13 protein-coding genes are annotated in these 15319 nt (G+C 48.1%); 3 read left to right on the top strand and 10 right to left on the bottom strand.

What is annotated here, in order from left to right; translation table 11 throughout:
• Positions 1-42 precede the first annotated feature (42 nt).
• Positions 43-1395, top strand: coding sequence for an HTTM domain-containing protein (locus ADIS_RS11660; protein WP_010854718.1), 1353 nt, complete (start codon positions 43-45; stop codon positions 1393-1395).
• A 92-nt stretch (positions 1396-1487) separates the two neighbouring features.
• On the top strand, positions 1488-3134 hold the full coding sequence (gene pgi, locus ADIS_RS11655; RefSeq protein WP_010854717.1) for a glucose-6-phosphate isomerase: 1647 nt from the start codon (positions 1488-1490) through the stop codon (positions 3132-3134).
• A gap of 134 nt (positions 3135-3268) precedes the next feature.
• On the opposite strand, the gene ADIS_RS11650 is transcribed toward pgi, so the two are convergent.
• The 3 genes from ADIS_RS11650 to ADIS_RS11640 all read right to left on the bottom strand — a co-directional run bounded on the left by ADIS_RS11650 (position 3269) and on the right by ADIS_RS11640 (position 5822).
• Complete coding sequence (locus ADIS_RS11650; protein WP_010854716.1) at positions 3269-4312, bottom strand: hypothetical protein; 1044 nt, start codon at positions 4310-4312, stop codon at positions 3269-3271.
• Between the two features lie 237 nt (positions 4313-4549).
• A complete protein-coding gene (locus tag ADIS_RS11645; RefSeq protein ID WP_010854715.1) occupies positions 4550-4801 on the bottom strand; it encodes a hypothetical protein in 252 nt (83 codons plus the stop codon).
• 190 nt (positions 4802-4991) lie between these two features.
• Complete coding sequence (locus tag ADIS_RS11640) at positions 4992-5822, bottom strand: purine-nucleoside phosphorylase (protein WP_010854714.1); 831 nt, start codon at positions 5820-5822, stop codon at positions 4992-4994.
• A 150-nt stretch (positions 5823-5972) separates the two neighbouring features.
• Between ADIS_RS11640 and ADIS_RS11635 the strand changes: the two genes are divergently transcribed.
• Positions 5973-6497, top strand: coding sequence for an NADPH-dependent FMN reductase (locus ADIS_RS11635; RefSeq protein WP_010854713.1), 525 nt, complete (start codon positions 5973-5975; stop codon positions 6495-6497).
• Here the strand turns inward: ADIS_RS11635 and ftsZ are convergent.
• From ftsZ to murD, 7 genes are all read right to left on the bottom strand, one after another.
• Complete coding sequence (gene ftsZ, locus ADIS_RS11630; RefSeq protein WP_010854712.1) at positions 6494-8095, bottom strand: cell division protein FtsZ; 1602 nt, start codon at positions 8093-8095, stop codon at positions 6494-6496. The two genes, ADIS_RS11635 and ftsZ, sit on opposite strands and share 4 nt — an antisense overlap.
• A 92-nt stretch (positions 8096-8187) precedes the next feature.
• On the bottom strand, positions 8188-9513 hold the full coding sequence (gene ftsA, locus ADIS_RS11625) for a cell division protein FtsA (protein ID WP_010854711.1): 1326 nt from the start codon (positions 9511-9513) through the stop codon (positions 8188-8190).
• Between the two features lie 12 nt (positions 9514-9525).
• Complete coding sequence (locus ADIS_RS11620; protein ID WP_035805733.1) at positions 9526-10293, bottom strand: cell division protein FtsQ/DivIB; 768 nt, start codon at positions 10291-10293, stop codon at positions 9526-9528.
• Positions 10283-11680, bottom strand: a complete 1398-nt coding sequence (gene murC / locus ADIS_RS11615; protein ID WP_010854709.1) for a UDP-N-acetylmuramate--L-alanine ligase — start codon at positions 11678-11680, stop codon at positions 10283-10285. Before murC ends, ADIS_RS11620 begins: the two co-directional genes overlap by 11 nt.
• The gene (gene murG / locus ADIS_RS11610) at positions 11677-12789 is read right to left on the bottom strand and encodes an undecaprenyldiphospho-muramoylpentapeptide beta-N-acetylglucosaminyltransferase (protein ID WP_010854708.1); all 1113 of its coding nucleotides are present in this window, start codon (positions 12787-12789) and stop codon (positions 11677-11679) included. The genes murC and murG overlap by 4 nt, the downstream gene beginning before the upstream one ends.
• A complete protein-coding gene (locus tag ADIS_RS11605) occupies positions 12790-13959 on the bottom strand; it encodes an FtsW/RodA/SpoVE family cell cycle protein (RefSeq protein ID WP_010854707.1) in 1170 nt (389 codons plus the stop codon).
• Complete coding sequence (murD, locus tag ADIS_RS11600; protein ID WP_035805746.1) at positions 13956-15308, bottom strand: UDP-N-acetylmuramoyl-L-alanine--D-glutamate ligase; 1353 nt, start codon at positions 15306-15308, stop codon at positions 13956-13958. The genes ADIS_RS11605 and murD overlap by 4 nt, the downstream gene beginning before the upstream one ends.
• Positions 15309-15319 lie beyond the last annotated feature (11 nt).

Genomic DNA, 15319 nt, shown 5'->3' with positions numbered 1-15319 from the left:
TAGGGAAGGTATTACGTCGGACTGCCTTTCACAGATCTCCTTATGATGAGAGAGCTGAAACGAAAGTTGTTCGAGCCAATTTCCATTGTTCCGTTGGCTCTTTTTCGTATCGGTTTTGGGCTCCTGTTATTTTTGGAGGCAGTTGGTGCGGTTTTTACGGGTTGGGTAAGGGAAGTATTCTTGGAACCATCTGTACACTTTTCTTTTATACCATTTTCCCAGTGGCTGCGGCCTTTGCCAGGAGATGGGATGGTTTACTATTACCTGGTTATGGGGGCGATTGGGCTGTTCGTAATGCTGGGGCTTTGGTATAGGCCGGCCATCATTGCCTACTTGGTATTATGGACACTAGCCTACTGGATGCAAAAATCCCACTACAATAACCACTATTACCTGCTCATCCCATTAATGGGTATTTCCGCGTTGCTTCCCGCAGGAAGGTTCTTTTCGCTGGATGTGCGATTGGGTTTTGCAGATCGCCTTTTCGATGTGCCCCGTTGGAGTTCGTGGGTGTACATAGTCCTACTGTTGGTGGTCTATACAGCTGCTTCTCTGGCAAAGGTGCAGCCCGACTGGTTGGACGCCAAACCTTTACAAATATGGTTTGCTGCAAAGAAGGACTATTTGCTGATCGGTGACCTTCTTCAGGAAAGATGGCTTCAGCTGGTTTTAGCCTATGGAGGGATTTTATTCGACGGGCTGATTATACCTGCATTGATATGGAATAGAACCCGTTGGACGGCGATCGTTTTTGCACTCTTTTTCCATCTTTTTAACAGTTTTGTTTTTCATATAGGCATCTTCCCCTATTTGATGTTGTTTATGTCCGTATTTTTCTTTCCCGCCCACCAGGTTAGAGACGTTTTCTTTCCCAAGTTGAGGGTTGCAAATGAAGGCATATCCCTGGTTCAGTTTCATGCGTCTCGTCAAAACCTGCTTATCTTGCTGTTTTCCGCTTTTTTCCTTTTAATGATCTTTCTTCCCCTTCGCCATCACCGGTATACCGGCGACGTCAATTGGACGGAATCGGGACATCGGATGGCGTGGAGGATGATGCTGAGGAATAAAGTTGGTACGGCGTCCTTCGAAGTGGTGCTGCCCGACGGTCAGCGAATTTCCCATCTCCCTTCCCAGGATCTTACACCAAAGCAGGTTTCGATGGTAGCTACCAAGCCTGACGTGATATGGCAATATGCCCAATACCTCAGTAAGGTATATGCGGAGGAGGGGATGGGAGATGTTGAGGTTTACGCTTTTGTCAAAAGCAGCCTCAATGGAAGGCCGCTAAAGCCGCTCGTAGACTCCCAGGTAAATTTGGCAGCAGAGCCATGGAGGTATTTTCAGACGCAGCCCTGGATCATGCTGTATGAAGACACTGGCTTTTGGGGCAAGTAGTCTTTATGTTTGCGGAGGGAAGTTTACGAAAAGTTTTTAGCAGCTCTGTTTTTTAGTTAGTTTTGCCTTCCTAACACTAGCTGAATAACCTGATGAACAACCTAAACCCTACCCTCACGAACGCTTGGAAATCCCTGAGTGTGCTCGCCCAGAAAGAACGGTCGATACGTCAGCTCTTCGAAGCGGATAAGGCACGCTTTGACAGGTATCACGTCACCGTCAAGGATGTTTTACTGGATTTCTCCAAAAACCGGGTAGATGACGAGGTATGGAATACCCTTATTCAACTGGCACATGAGACCGATCTCGGCGGTGCGATTGAGGCGATGTTTTCGGGAAAGCCGATAAATGGCACCGAAAATAGGGCTGTTCTACACACTGCTCTTAGAAACAGAAGCAATACGCCGGTGTACGTGGACGGCAAAAACGTGATGCCGGATGTAAACCAGGTATTGGCCAAGATGAAGACCTTTGCCGATAAGGTATCCAAAGGGGTTTGGAAGGGATATACCGGCAAATCGATCCGATCCTTGGTGAACATTGGGATTGGAGGCAGTGACTTGGGGCCGGTAATGGTGACCGAGGCGTTAAAGCCATACCAAAACCCCAATTTGGATGTATATTTTGTCTCAAATGTGGATGGAACCCATATCACGGAGGTACTGAAAAAGGTGAATCCCGAGACGACGCTCTTTTTTATTGCCTCCAAAACCTTCACAACACAGGAAACAATGACCAATGCCCACACCGCTAGGGATTGGTTCTTGAAAAACGCCCACAGTGAAGAGGAGATCGCCAAGCATTTCGTAGCACTTTCTACCAATTCAAACGCCGTGATGGAGTTTGGAATTGATATTGACAATATGTTCGGTTTTTGGGATTGGGTAGGTGGTCGTTATTCTCTATGGTCTGCGATCGGTTTGACGATTGCTTGTGCCATTGGTTTTGATAATTTCAGGAAATTGCTGGAAGGTGCCCATGAAATGGACAATCATTTTCGTAAGGCTCCATTTGAGCAAAATATGCCCGTGATATTAGCCTTAATCGGAATTTGGAACACCAATTTTTTAGGTGCCGCATCCGAGACCATTTTGCCTTATGATCAGTACATGCATCGATTTCCGGCCTACTTCCAACAGGGCAATATGGAAAGCAATGGTAAGTGCATTGACCGTAGCGGAAATCGGGTCGATTATACCACCGGTCCCGTCATTTGGGGTGAACCGGGTACGAACGGGCAGCATGCCTTTTACCAGCTTATCCATCAGGGAACCCAATTGGTGCCCTGTGACTTCATCGCTCCGGCGGTCAGCCATAACCCGGTAGGCGACCACCACATAAAGCTGATGTCTAATTTTTTCGCCCAGACAGAAGCTCTGATGAATGGCAAATCACTGGAGGAAGTCAAGGATGAAATGATCCGTGAGGGAAAATCCCCAGAGACCATTGAGAAAATCGCGCCACATCGCGTTTTTGAAGGAAATCGTCCAACCAATTCGATTCTTGTGAAAAAGATAAATCCGTCGACCCTCGGTGCATTGATTGCGTTGTACGAGCATAAGATTTTTGTGCAAGGTGTGATCTGGAATATCTTTAGTTTCGATCAGTGGGGAGTAGAACTGGGAAAGGTACTTGCCAAGTCCATCCTTCCCGAACTGGAAAGTGACGAACCGATCAGTTCTCATGATGCTTCCACGAATGGATTGATAAATGCATTTAAGGTTTTCCGAAAGGTGTGATCGAGAAAATAGATTGCTTATCTCATGGTTTTCAGCATCAGTGATTTGATATGCAATATGGGTTTGGGGCTTCCCATTTCCGGATAATGTTTGCATGGGAAGCCCTGAAATCGAGTTTGGTGGGAGGATTGATTTTACTTGGCTGTCATTTCTAGGACTGTTCGCGAGATTCCGCCGCTCGATGGGTCAATGTAGTAGGAAACCATCTGTTTTTTGGCGTTTGAGCTTTCTATCCCAGATGCGATTCCGGCTCCGATTAGCCCACCGATCAAGGCCCCCGTGGAGACTCCCTGACCGCTTGGAATTCCATATCCTTGGAAAAATAGTTCATAGTGGGAAATTGATAATGGGAAAAACTCGCGTTGATGATAGACATACACCTCACCATCCAGTGCGATTGCCCACACTTTTTTGACTTTTTGGTTAGAACCCTCAAACTTTGGGATGACTTCAAAGGTCCCCAGCCAGGGGTTGGATTGCCTAGGCCTTTTTTCGATGTAGAATGAATCCATATTCGATGGATTATTGTTTTTCAGTTCTTCATAGTCGGCGTATACACCGTTCTTTATGGGTTGAGTGAAAATAGGGTAATTGTATTTGATGGAATCGGGTAAGTCTGTACCAATGTCCGATAAGGCAATGGCATAAAGGTTTTTTTTGTCTGACAAATCGACCGAGGAGAGACGCTCAAAGCTCATCTTGAATGCACTGGCGATGTTTGTCGGGTGTTTTTTGGTGACATCGGTTCCGGTAACCTCAGCTACGACGGTAGTTTGTAGCACCCTGTATAGCGAAGAAGCATCCTCTAAAAGGAAATCGACCGAAAGCTCACAGGTTCCGGTCTCCTTCGAAAATCCTGTCTTTTCAGCGATCTTCAAATTTCGGATGACGACTTGGATTTCAGGTCCTTCCGAACCAAGGTTGTTTCTCAAAAAGTCAAGGATTTCGACGTCAAATGGATTGGTGAAACCTGCGTTGACCCTCATATTGCCCATGCCTTTTTGAGTCCAACCGATATTGGATTTATCTACCCGTTCATCGATCACTTTGGTGATTGTAAAAGGTGTGGCAGAGAGATCAATTCGCTGATCATTTAGCGTTAGAAAATGGGTTTGTCCGAAGACAGGCGTGTAGCCTATCAGTAGGCTGGTCACCAGAATGGAAAGGATGCGTTTCATAAAAAGAATTGATTGATTGTGTGTTTGGGAAGTTATAGCTCCCCTGTTTTGGAAAAAGGATTTATACGTTAAAATTTGAAAACAATCAACAGGTTGCGTTTAAAAGAGGAGCCTATACAGGGCATCTTTTATCCGTATTCCAAAGGTTACCCTTTGGAAGGGAACGCGGTAGTTTCAAAATAAAGGCAGAGCCAACTTTTGAAAAAAGCAGTCAGAAAGTGAGTCAAAAGTCTTGGCCTACTTTTTCCCTCCGCTTGGTTTCTTTCCCCTTGCCCGAGTTGCATTCCGATATTCTTCGTCGGTATGGTAGCGGGTTTTGGCTCGATTCAGTGTCTTTTCTCGGTACTCGGGGTCATTTTGATACCTTTCCCGGTAGGTTTCCCTCGCTTTTTCTCTAAATTCCTCGTCCTCCCTATATCGTTCTTTAAGTTTGCGGAGAATTTTATCCTTGTTTTTTTCGTAGTAGGATTTGGATTTTTGATCTGCCATATTATTATCGATCCAAGGTGTCCTGAAAAATCTTTCTTTACTATCGAGCCGATAGCACTATCCCAAATATACTTAAAATCTCTTATTTAAATCTCTGATATTGTATAAAATTATCCTTAAAAATCTGGTTTGTTCACAAGAAATACGGATTGAAAGCCTCGTAAAAGGTTGTAACCTGCCTTTGGAGCGATCACAGTATGCGTATCACCTCATTCATTACGCGGGTCATAACCGGTTCGGCGGTCTTGGCGGCGTCGATGACATCCGCTAGGGAAATCTTCTTAATCTTGCCTGGTACGCCCAAATCCGTAATGGCAGAGATGCCAAACACAGGGATATCCATGTGTCGGGCTACGATTACTTCGGGAACTGTGCTCATGCCGACTGCGTCTGCTCCAATAGCCCGCAGGTACCTATATTCAGCGGGCGTTTCCAGTGTTGGTCCCGTCACTCCAGCGTACACACCCCGATGGAGGGTTAGCCCGTGTTTTTTTGCATAGTTAATCGCTGCTTCCACTAGGTCTATACGGTAGGGTTCGCTCATGTCCGGAAATCTTGGCCCCATCGAATCCAAGTTTTTGCCGGTTAATGGATTTTCGGGAAAAAGGTTTATATGGTCATCGATGACCATGCATTCTCCGACCTTATAGGCGGGATTTAAGCCACCGGATGCGTTGGAGACCAACAGGTGCTTTATTCCCATTTGCTTCATGACACGGATAGGGAAGGTGACTTCTTTCATGGTATACCCTTCATAGTAGTGGAAGCGACCCTTCATTGCCACGACGGACTTGCCCTGGACAGTGCCGAACACCAGCTTTCCGGCATGTGAATCTACCGTAGATAGCGGAAAATGGGGTATGTCCTTGTAGTTGACCTCACTTTCTACTTGGATAGAGTCCAATAAACCGCCCAATCCGGTGCCAAGTACAATTCCGATCTCTGGCGAAGTATCGAAGCAGTCGGTAAGGTATTGAAAAGCGTCGCCGATTCGTTGAATGTAAGGTTGGTTACTAGGCATAATGACTAAGGTTAGTGAGGTTTTAACATGTCAAAAGTAGGACTTTAAAAAATAAAACTGGATATGTTCCCGATTTAAACCTGTTTTTGAGAAACTTTACCCTGCTGTTGGTTGTAGTAATGGGGTTACGAAAATTTTCCAAAAGCATTTATGATTAAAATCATAGTCGGCACAAACCGTAAGCCTTCCATTTCTGAAATGATTGCCTTGCAATACCGTGAAATTCTAACGGATTTGGGACAGCCCTCCGAGATTGTTTCACTCAGCGACTTGCCGGACGACTTTGTGTTTTCGGCACTCTACGAGAACAACGGAAAGAATCCCGCTTTCAACAAAGTACACGAGCAGGTTAAGGAGGGCAGTAAATACGTTTTTATTGTGCCGGAGTATAACCACTCCTTTCCGGGGATATTAAAGGCCTTTATAGATGGTATGACCTATCCCAACAGCTTCCGGCACAAAAAGTGTGCGTTAGTGGGGATATCCTCAGGCGTCGGCGGTGGCAGTATAGCCATGAGCCACCTTACCGACGTTTTTCATTACCTGGGAATGCATGTTCTCGCCTTTAAGCCAAGACTGGCAAAGATTGAGGAAAATATGTCAGGTAATCTGCTCACCAACAGATTGTATCTTGACTTATTGCGGGAACAGGCGGATTTGCTGATTGCTTTTTAGTCCACGTTATCGTGCAGAAAACGGTTGTTGCTGATTATCTCGTTATCATCGTTCAGGTTAAATTTGGATAGGTTTCGTTCGGAGCTGTGCCCTACTTCCTGTAGCTGTACATTTTTGCGCAGGTAAGCCGGAACCTCCAGTTTTTCCTTGAACTCTTCGGGCGACTGGTCTACGGATCTTTTTTGTTTCAGCCGTTCGAATTTTTCGTAAACCCTTTTTACCGCGGAGTCGCGCATTTCGTTGTAATACGAGAGGTGCGGGTTGGTCTCCGGCTCTGCTTTAGGCTTCGGTGGCACGTAGTTGTTGTCCGCCTTGTCGAATAGCGTCAATACCTTTCTTGGTTCAGGGGTCGGCACAGGTTTTTCAAAGATATACTCCTCGTCGTTTTCAGCGGTACTCTTCAGGTTATGCACAACGGGGGTTTCTGGCCTGGATTCTGGCTCTGCGTGTGGTTTTTCCTCCGCTTTGGGTTGATCTGCCTGTACTGGAGTGGGGATGATAAACGAAAACTGTTGACCTGTTTGAGTGCCGACTTCCTCCACCTTAGAAGTTTTTCCGGACTCTAGGTCGATGACTTTTTTTGACTCGTCAGCCTTTTGGCCCATGATCTGATGTTTCTCCGTGATCGACTCCGGCTCAAAACCGGTGGCAATTACGGTAACTCGGATGCCCTTCTTCAAGTCTGGATCCATACCTTGCCCAAAGATGACGTCCGCATTGTCTCCCGCTCGTTTGGTGATATATTCGGTAATATCGCTCAGTTCATCCATGGAAAGCTCCTCTTCTTCGCCAAACATGATGGAAAGGAGAATCTTCTTCGCTCCTTTTATGTCCACGTTGTTTAGCAGAGGCGAGGAGATGGCCTTTTCGGCGGCCTTGATGGATCGATCCTCGCCCTCTTCCGTGGCAGAGCCCATTACCGCTGCACCTGCGTCTTTCATTACCGTCTTTACGTCCTCAAAGTCGACGTTAACGTCCTGATGTACGGTGATGATTTCCGCGATGGACTTGGCGGCGGTCGTCAGGATATTATCTGCCTTTCCAAATGCCTGGCGGATGGGAAGGTTGCCGTAGATTTCACGCAGCTTGTCGTTGAGGATCACAAGCACCGTGTCGCAGTTCTCCCGCAAGGTTTCGATACCCAGCTGGGCAGACAATAATTTTTTCCTGCCTTCGAAAACAAAAGGAGCCGTAACAATCCCAACGGTAAGGATGTCCATGTCTTTGGCTATTTTGGCTATCACGGGAGCCGCACCGGTACCTGTACCGCCTCCCATACCGGCCGTGATGAAGATCATCTTGGTATTGTCCGAAAGCAATTCACGGATTTCCTCCTTGCTCTCCATGGCAGCATGTTTTCCCTTTTCGGGATTGGCACCGGCACCCAGCCCTTCGGTAAGATGGGTGCCGATTTGGATTTTTAGGGGCACGGGACTGCTTTTTAGGGCTTGCGCATCGGTATTGACGACGACAAATTCCACGTCTTTAATGCCTTGGTTATACATGTGGTTGACGGCATTGGAGCCTCCTCCACCCACTCCGATCACTTTTATGATGGATTTGTGGTTTTTGGGGATGTCAAATTGATAGTCTTTCATGATTTCTGACGTTTTCCTCGTAAATGGTGAACTATAGTTTGGCTAATTTGATGGTGTGCATTATGGAAAATAGGAGCGCATAGAAGTGGTGATCAGTAACTTTGGGCCTCGTCTCCCATGTCATCGGTGATAAAGTTTTTTAGTCGCTTGGTTATGTTGGTAATGATATCCTTGGGGCCATTTTCCAATCGATTGGTTTTATTTCTTGCATTCGCGGCCATTGGGCTGTTCTGTTCCTTGGCCCGGTAGGTTTCCTCACGGTCGTCCAATGCCTTAAAGCCTGCCAATACAAGTCCAACGGTGGTGGCGTACATGGGGCTTTTTATTTCCTCCACTTTGGATTTGCCCAGGTGCTCATTGGGATAGCCGATGCGGGTATCCAGTCCGGTTACGTATTCGAATAATTGGGAAGCACCGTTAAGAAGTGACCCGCCACCGGTAAGGACTATGCCACCCGCAAGTTTTTTGTACGTTCCACTGGCCACAATTTCCGAATGGACCATTTCGATGATCTCCTCCATCCTGGCCTGTATGATGGAGGCGAGGTTTTTCACGGAAATTTCTTTCGGAGGCCGATTGCGAAGGCCCGGAATAGAAACGATTTCATTAGGGTTGGCTTTTTCAGCAAGTGCCTTTCCGAATTTTGTTTTCAAGAGCTCCGCCTGGTTTTGCATCACCATGCAGCCTTCTTTGATGTCTGTCGTAATGATGTTTCCTCCGAAAGGGATCACCGCGGTATGGCGGATGATGTTTTCATAAAAAATAGCCACATCGGTGGTTCCCCCTCCAATGTCCACCAAACATACCCCCGCTTCCCTGTCTTCCTCGCTCAGCACGGAAAGGGAGCTTGCCAATGGCTCGAGAATTAGGTCCTTAGAGATCAGGCTGGCCCTTCGTACGCATTTGCTAATGTTATTGATGGCAGTGCTCTGCGCGGTGATGATGTGAAAGTCTGCCTCCAATCTCACGCCGGACATTCCTACCGGGTCTTTGATCCCGTCCTCGTAATCCACCGTATAGTCTTGGGGCATAACGTGGATAATGTTGTTGCCAGGCGGGACGATGATGTTTTCCATATCGTTGGCAAGGCGCCGCACATCCTCTACCGTGATTTCGTCGTCTTGGTTGTTGCGGATAATCACTCCATGGTGTACGGAGCTGCGGATATGCTGACCTGCAATGCCTACGATTACCTCACCAATATCCACGTTAGACATTTCGGAGGCCTCGTTTACCGCTTTCTGAATGGCGTGGGTAGTCTTGTCAATATTGGTGACAATTCCTCTCGTTACCCCTTCGGATACCGCTTTGCCCATCCCCAAAACCTCCAGTTTCCCAAATTCGTTTTTGCGCCCGATAACTGCGCAGATTTTTGTGGTACCGATATCCAGTCCCACCACTAGTTTGTCATTTTCCATAGCGCTCTTTATTTATTCACAAATAATCTGATCCTTGAATTTCACGTTTACCCGCTCGTAGGTATTCCAGCCTTTAAGTGGCACGATTTCGGTATAGTAGATGCTTATTTTCTTGAATTTCTCTTCAATAGACTCTGGTTTTCCAAATTCGATCACCTGCTTACCTACCTGCTGTTGAAGAATCACATCGCCGTTGGCGAGTAACTCTATTCCACTGATCTGGGCATGCCAAAGCTTATCCCGATCAATAAAATGAAGGAGTTCCAGAAGACTATCTCCATCCGTCCCCAAGCTTCCCGTTTCCAGTATGCGATCTGCACCTCGTCCCTGAATGGTTATGACTCTAGGGGTAAAGTGGGTGGACGTGGGCAATATCACTCCCTCCGTACTGATATACCCATCCGGTGCCATGGGGCGGGTAATCCGTGCCAGGGGAATATGCTGCGCTACCTTTACCATTACCTTGCCCTTTAGGTCAACAAATACCTCTGCATCCTTTACGAAGGGATGGTTCTCCACCTTCTTTTCGAGTTCATACAGAGGGATCGTACTTACCTTAACGCCGGGTTTGAGTTGCTCAAAATCATTCTCGAGCATTCGGTGGATCTCCTTTTCCTCCACGAAATACAGTTCGCTAACGCCTTCCACGTAAACTTCCAGCCCGGTAAAGGTTTTCTCGTCCCCTTTTATCTCTACAAATCCTACATAGATGGCAAGGATCATGCCCATAGCGGCAAACAAAACCCATCGCTTCAATTTCCAGCTTCTGTTAGTTCCCATTGCTAAGCCATTTATGGATTGGTTCTACGAGTCGGTCAATATCTCCCGCTCCTATGGTGACAAGCACCTCGGGTTGGGTTTGCGCTAAGTAGGGGATCAACCCCTCTTTGGTCTGTAAGCTTTTCACCGGAGCCTTTATCCCTTCCAGCAGCATGTCGGAAGTGACGCCGGGAATGGGAAGTTCTCTCGCCGGGTATATGTCCAGTAGGATTACCTCATCGGCAAGGGAGAGACTTTCTGAAAACCCTTCGGCAAAATCCCGGGTACGTGTAAACAAATGGGGTTGAAATACAGCGGTGATCCTTTTGTTTGGATAAATCGCGCGAACAGACGCCAAAAAGGCCCGGATTTCCTCCGGATGATGGGCATAGTCGTCGATGTATACGTGATTGGCATCCTCGAAAACCAACTCAAATCGTCGTTTAACACCTCGGTAAGATAAAAGACCCGCTTTTACCGTTTCTTCATCGACACCAAAGTGAAGGGCAGTCGTGATGGCTGCCAGGGCATTCTCAATGTTGTGAAAGCCTGGTAGGGGTAAATATAAATCTTTGATCTCCTCGTCTTCGTTTACATAGTCGAACCGGAAACCTCTGATACCGGCGACAATGTTATTGGCGCGTATACGTTTGCTTCCGATACCATAGGGTATCGATTCCACACTTGGGTTTTTGAGGGGTGCCAGTTTTTCGAGTGCTTTATACTGCCCTATTATCATGCCCTTCGGAGCGGTCAATGCCAGAAAATCCCTAAAGCCCTCCATGACATGGCTGCCGTCGGCATAGATGTCCAAGTGATCTGGATCCGCACTTGTCAAAATGCTGATGTTGGGGTGCAGGTGTAAAAAGGACCGGTCAAATTCATCTGCTTCCACCACGACAATTGGGTCTTGGTCGCTCTCTTCATCATTAAGAATCAAGTTGCTTTGGTAGTTCTGTGTCAAACCTCCCAAGAAGGCAGCAATGTTTTTTCCAGCATGTTTTAGTAGGTGCGCCACCATGGACGAGGTAGTGGTTTTGCCGTGGGTTCCGGCTACTGCCACTGAGTACATATCCTTCGTGATCAATCCCAATACTTCGGAGCGCTTCTTTAGCTCGTATCCCTGTTCCGTCAGGTAGTTTTTCAGTACGCTATCCTTTGGAATTGCCGGTGTCCAAATGACTAAACGGTTTTCGGTTGAGGCCAAAAACGACCCGGGAAGTTCACTGATGCTGTCCGTGTAGGTGATTTTCATTCCCTCGGATTCCAGCGAGTGGGTAAGAGGGGAGGGTGTTTTGTCGTAACCCCATACCGGTACACCGATGTGGTTAAACCAGCGGGCGATGGCACTCATGCCGATACCACCGATACCCAGAAAATAGACGCTATGTAGATCTTTCAAATTCATTGAATCCATTTTTCCATGACTGCTACAATTTCATTGGCTGCCTGGGGTTTGCCCATCTTCAAAAGGTTTTCCCCCAATCGTTGGCATTCGTCCGTGTCGTTGGCCAGTTTTTCCAGAACTTCACCTAGGTTGCTGATGGCTTCTCTATCCTTTAGCATCCAAGCAGCTCCTGCGGAGACACAGGTTTCAGCGTTTTTGGTTTGATGGTCTTCTGCCACATTTGGCGACGGGATGAAAATTACAGGCTTGCCTACCAGGCTAAGCTCAGACACCGATAGGGCCCCCGCGCGGGATACCACGATATCTGCCACCGAATAGGCCAAATCCATTTCCCGGATAAATTCCATCGGATGAATGTGCTTTAGCCCGGAGCGATCCACCCTTTCATTCATTTCATTGAAATAGAACCTGCCGGTTTGCCAAACAACCTGATAACCATTGCTTTCCCAAGCCGCCATGGAGGCAGCTACTGCCTCGTTGATGGTTCGCGCCCCTAGACTGCCGCCCAGCACCAGTATCGTTTTTCTGCGTCCATCCAGCCCAAATGCATCCCGAGCCTTTATTGCCTTTCCCTCTAATTGCAGGATATCGGAGCGTACCGGATTGCCGGTATAATGAATGCGGTCGCCTGGGAAAAACCGCTCCATTGCCGGATAGGCTACACAAATAGCCTTTGCATTTTTGGCCAAAAGCTTATTGGTAAGGCCGGCGTAGGAGTTTTGCTCTTGGATGACCGAAGGAATCCCCTGTCGCTGCGCGGCAAATAGCAATGGACCGCTTGCGTATCCACCCACTCCCACTGCGAGGTTGGGTTGGAACCTTTTGAGTATTTCATTGGATCGCTTTACGCTCTTCCATACCTTCAAGGGGAAGTTTAGGTTTTTCAGCGTTAGGCTTCGCTGTAGCCCGGCAATGGTTAACCCTTCGATTGGGTACCCGGCTTCGGGTACTTTTTGCATTTCCATCTTTCCCTCCGCTCCCACAAACAGTATCTCACTGCTTGGGTGGGCAGCCATCCAGGCGTTGGCAATGGCAATGGCGGGATAAATGTGCCCTCCGGTGCCACCTCCACTAATGATTATGCGATATATTCGGTTACCAGTGCTCATTTAGGCTACCCTTGCTAGGTTCCGTTCAATGGTTGTCTCGTGTTCTACGCTGTCAGCATGGTCTCCTCTGCTTACACTCAAAATGATTCCCAGGGAAATGCCCGTGAATATCAAGGAGGTGCCTCCCATGCTCAGCATGGGAAGTGGCAATCCGGTGATGGGAACCAGCCCCACAGCGACAGCCATGTTTATCATCGCCTGAATGACCAGGGCGAAGCTAAGTCCCGCGGATAACAGCCCACCGAGTGGCCTCGTAGAGATGGCCACCACCCGCATGCCGCGGTAGAGTAAGGCCAGGTACAAAAAGAGTACCGTGACTCCGCCAACCATGCCATACTCTTCTATGATAATGGCGTAGATAAAATCAGAGTAGGGATGGGGAAGTACATTACGCTGTTCACTCTTGCCTGGTCCTTTGCCGGCTACTCCACCAGTCGCGATGGCGATGTACGAGTGTTTGGCCTGATAAGGAAGGTCTTCCTCACCTTCGCTAAGGAATTTCTCGATTCGGTAGAAAAAGGTACTGCCTCGTTGTCCGATCAAGATGGCCGTAGACAGGGCAAATGCGCCAATAATCAGAGCCATAACCAGGTATTTCACAGGCACCCTGCCTATAAACATCAGGAGGAAACAGGTCGCCAGTAACATTACCCCGGTTGACATATTCGCAAGTCCTATCAGCCCGCAGATGATTCCGATCCAAATCAGGATGGGGACTACGGCACCTTTCCAATCTTCAATGCTTCGTTGTCGTTTGGCCAGCATGCCGGCTACCGCGGAAATCAGCGCCAGCTTAGCCAGATCGGAAGGCTGAAATGCCTGGTTGATCACCGGAATCGTCAGCCATCGGTTCGCCTCATTGATGGTGGAGCCAAAGAAATAGGTGAACACCAATAGCGGTATACTTACCCAAAGGGCCAAAAGACTCAGCTTGGAGAAATACCGGTAGGGTATATTGTGCACCGCCCACATTACCACCAAACTGGCCATTACCAGTGCACTATGTTTGAAGAGGTACAGCTCTGTGTTCCCTCCGGCCGTGCGGTATGCCAAGGATCCCGTAGCCGAATAAACGACCAGAATGCTGATCAGCGATAGAAGGATTACGATAATCCATATCACGGGATCGCCTTTTAAGTTTTCATTTAGCCAATTTCTAACAGCCGTCATGATGATGTTCTCCTTTCTGCCAAGCGGTTGACCGCAGCTCTAAATTGATCTCCTCTGTCCTCGTAGTTCTTAAACAGGTCGAAGCTCGCACAGGCAGGAGAAAGCAAGGCCGTCTCCCCGCTGTTAGCGTATGTGAGGGCAAGAGAGATCGCTTCTTCCACGGATTGGGTTTCAGAAATCCGGGGAACAATGTCCTCAAAAGCCTTTTTTAGTTTTTCGTTGTCCTTGCCTAGGCAAATCAGGTGGCTAACGTGCCCCTTTACCAGCGGGATCAGCTCGTTGTAATCATTTCCCTTGTCAACGCCTCCAGCGATCCAGATCAAGGGCTCCTTGTAAGCTGCGAGCGCATACGCAGTGGCATCCACGTTGGTGCCCTTGCTGTCATTGATGAACCGTATACCGTTGAAGGTGCCCACTGCTTCCATGCGGTGGGGTGCATTTACAAAGCTTCGAAGCCCTTCGCGTACCTGTTCTTCGCCAACACCGGCAATCAGTGCCGCCTGAATGGCAGCAAGTGCATTGATTTGATTGTGCTTTCCCCTTAGGTTGGTTTCCGAAAGGTCAAACACCATATTATCGTCCTGCCAGGTAATATGAAGCATGTCATCCGTTACAAAGTGGCTTGGGCTATAAGCAGCATCCCAGGCGATGGGGATCCGGTTTATTCTGCTTTCCCAGCTGGCCACCCGCTGCCGGATAATATCCTGCTCATTGAAGTAGATCACGTGGTCATGGAGATCCATGGAATCCATGAGTTTGAATTTGGCTTCTGCGTAGGCACCCATCTGGTACCCATACCGGTCTAGGTGGTCCGGAGTGATATTGAGTAGAATAGCCACTGAGGGTTTGAGTGTTCGAAAGCCTTCGATCTGAAAGCTGCTGACCTCCAGCACCCACCAAGTGTGGTCCTGATCTACCAACTGCCCCGCCCAACTTTGGCCTACATTACCGGCAAGGCCCACGTCTTTTCCGCCTTTTTTCAGCAGGTGATGGGTGAGCAGTGTGGTGGTGGTTTTGCCGTTGGTTCCTGTGATTGCGATGATTTTTCCACGGCTGTAACTACTGGCAAATTCCAGTTCATCAATCACCGGCACCTGGTTGGCCATCAGTGATTGGATCATTGGCAGCGAATAGGGTATGCCCGGGCTTTTGACCACTACATCGACGTCCTCAAAGAGATCGCTGCTGTGCTTGCCTTCTTCGTAGCGGATTCCCGCTTGGGATAGCAGTGTTTTTCGCGGAAGCGCGATACTGCCCGAGTCGGATACCATCACGTGATAGCCCTGCTTTGCCGCTAGCAATGCTGCGCCTACTCCGCTCTCGCCTGCTCCTAAAATGACTATCTTCATTTTTCTATTCG

Source organism: Lunatimonas lonarensis, from assembly GCF_000390185.1.
Lineage (GTDB): Bacteria > Bacteroidota > Bacteroidia > Cytophagales > Cyclobacteriaceae > Lunatimonas > Lunatimonas lonarensis.
The sequence above is the reverse complement of the archived record's forward strand: the minus strand, read 5'-3'. Positions and strand labels throughout refer to the sequence as shown.

Excerpts from the sequence above, each read along its gene's own strand:
- ADIS_RS11660 (WP_010854718.1), top strand. The coding sequence starts at position 43 with ATGATGAGAGAGCTGAAACGAAAGTTGTTCGAGCCAATTTCCATTGTT.
- ADIS_RS11635 (WP_010854713.1), top strand. The coding sequence starts at position 5,973 with ATGATTAAAATCATAGTCGGCACAAACCGTAAGCCTTCCATTTCTGAA.
- murD (WP_035805746.1), bottom strand. The coding sequence starts at position 15,308 with ATGAAGATAGTCATTTTAGGAGCAGGCGAGAGCGGAGTAGGCGCAGCA.
- murG (WP_010854708.1), bottom strand. The coding sequence starts at position 12,789 with ATGAGCACTGGTAACCGAATATATCGCATAATCATTAGTGGAGGTGGC.
- murC (WP_010854709.1), bottom strand. The coding sequence starts at position 11,680 with ATGAATTTGAAAGATCTACATAGCGTCTATTTTCTGGGTATCGGTGGT.
- ftsZ (WP_010854712.1), bottom strand. The coding sequence starts at position 8,095 with ATGAAAGACTATCAATTTGACATCCCCAAAAACCACAAATCCATCATA.
- pgi (WP_010854717.1), top strand. The coding sequence starts at position 1,488 with ATGAACAACCTAAACCCTACCCTCACGAACGCTTGGAAATCCCTGAGT.
- ftsA (WP_010854711.1), bottom strand. The coding sequence starts at position 9,513 with ATGGAAAATGACAAACTAGTGGTGGGACTGGATATCGGTACCACAAAA.
- ADIS_RS11620 (WP_035805733.1), bottom strand. The coding sequence starts at position 10,293 with ATGGGAACTAACAGAAGCTGGAAATTGAAGCGATGGGTTTTGTTTGCC.
- ADIS_RS11640 (WP_010854714.1), bottom strand. The coding sequence starts at position 5,822 with ATGCCTAGTAACCAACCTTACATTCAACGAATCGGCGACGCTTTTCAA.
- ADIS_RS11650 (WP_010854716.1), bottom strand. The coding sequence starts at position 4,312 with ATGAAACGCATCCTTTCCATTCTGGTGACCAGCCTACTGATAGGCTAC.
- ADIS_RS11645 (WP_010854715.1), bottom strand. The coding sequence starts at position 4,801 with ATGGCAGATCAAAAATCCAAATCCTACTACGAAAAAAACAAGGATAAA.
- ADIS_RS11605 (WP_010854707.1), bottom strand. The coding sequence starts at position 13,959 with ATGACGGCTGTTAGAAATTGGCTAAATGAAAACTTAAAAGGCGATCCC.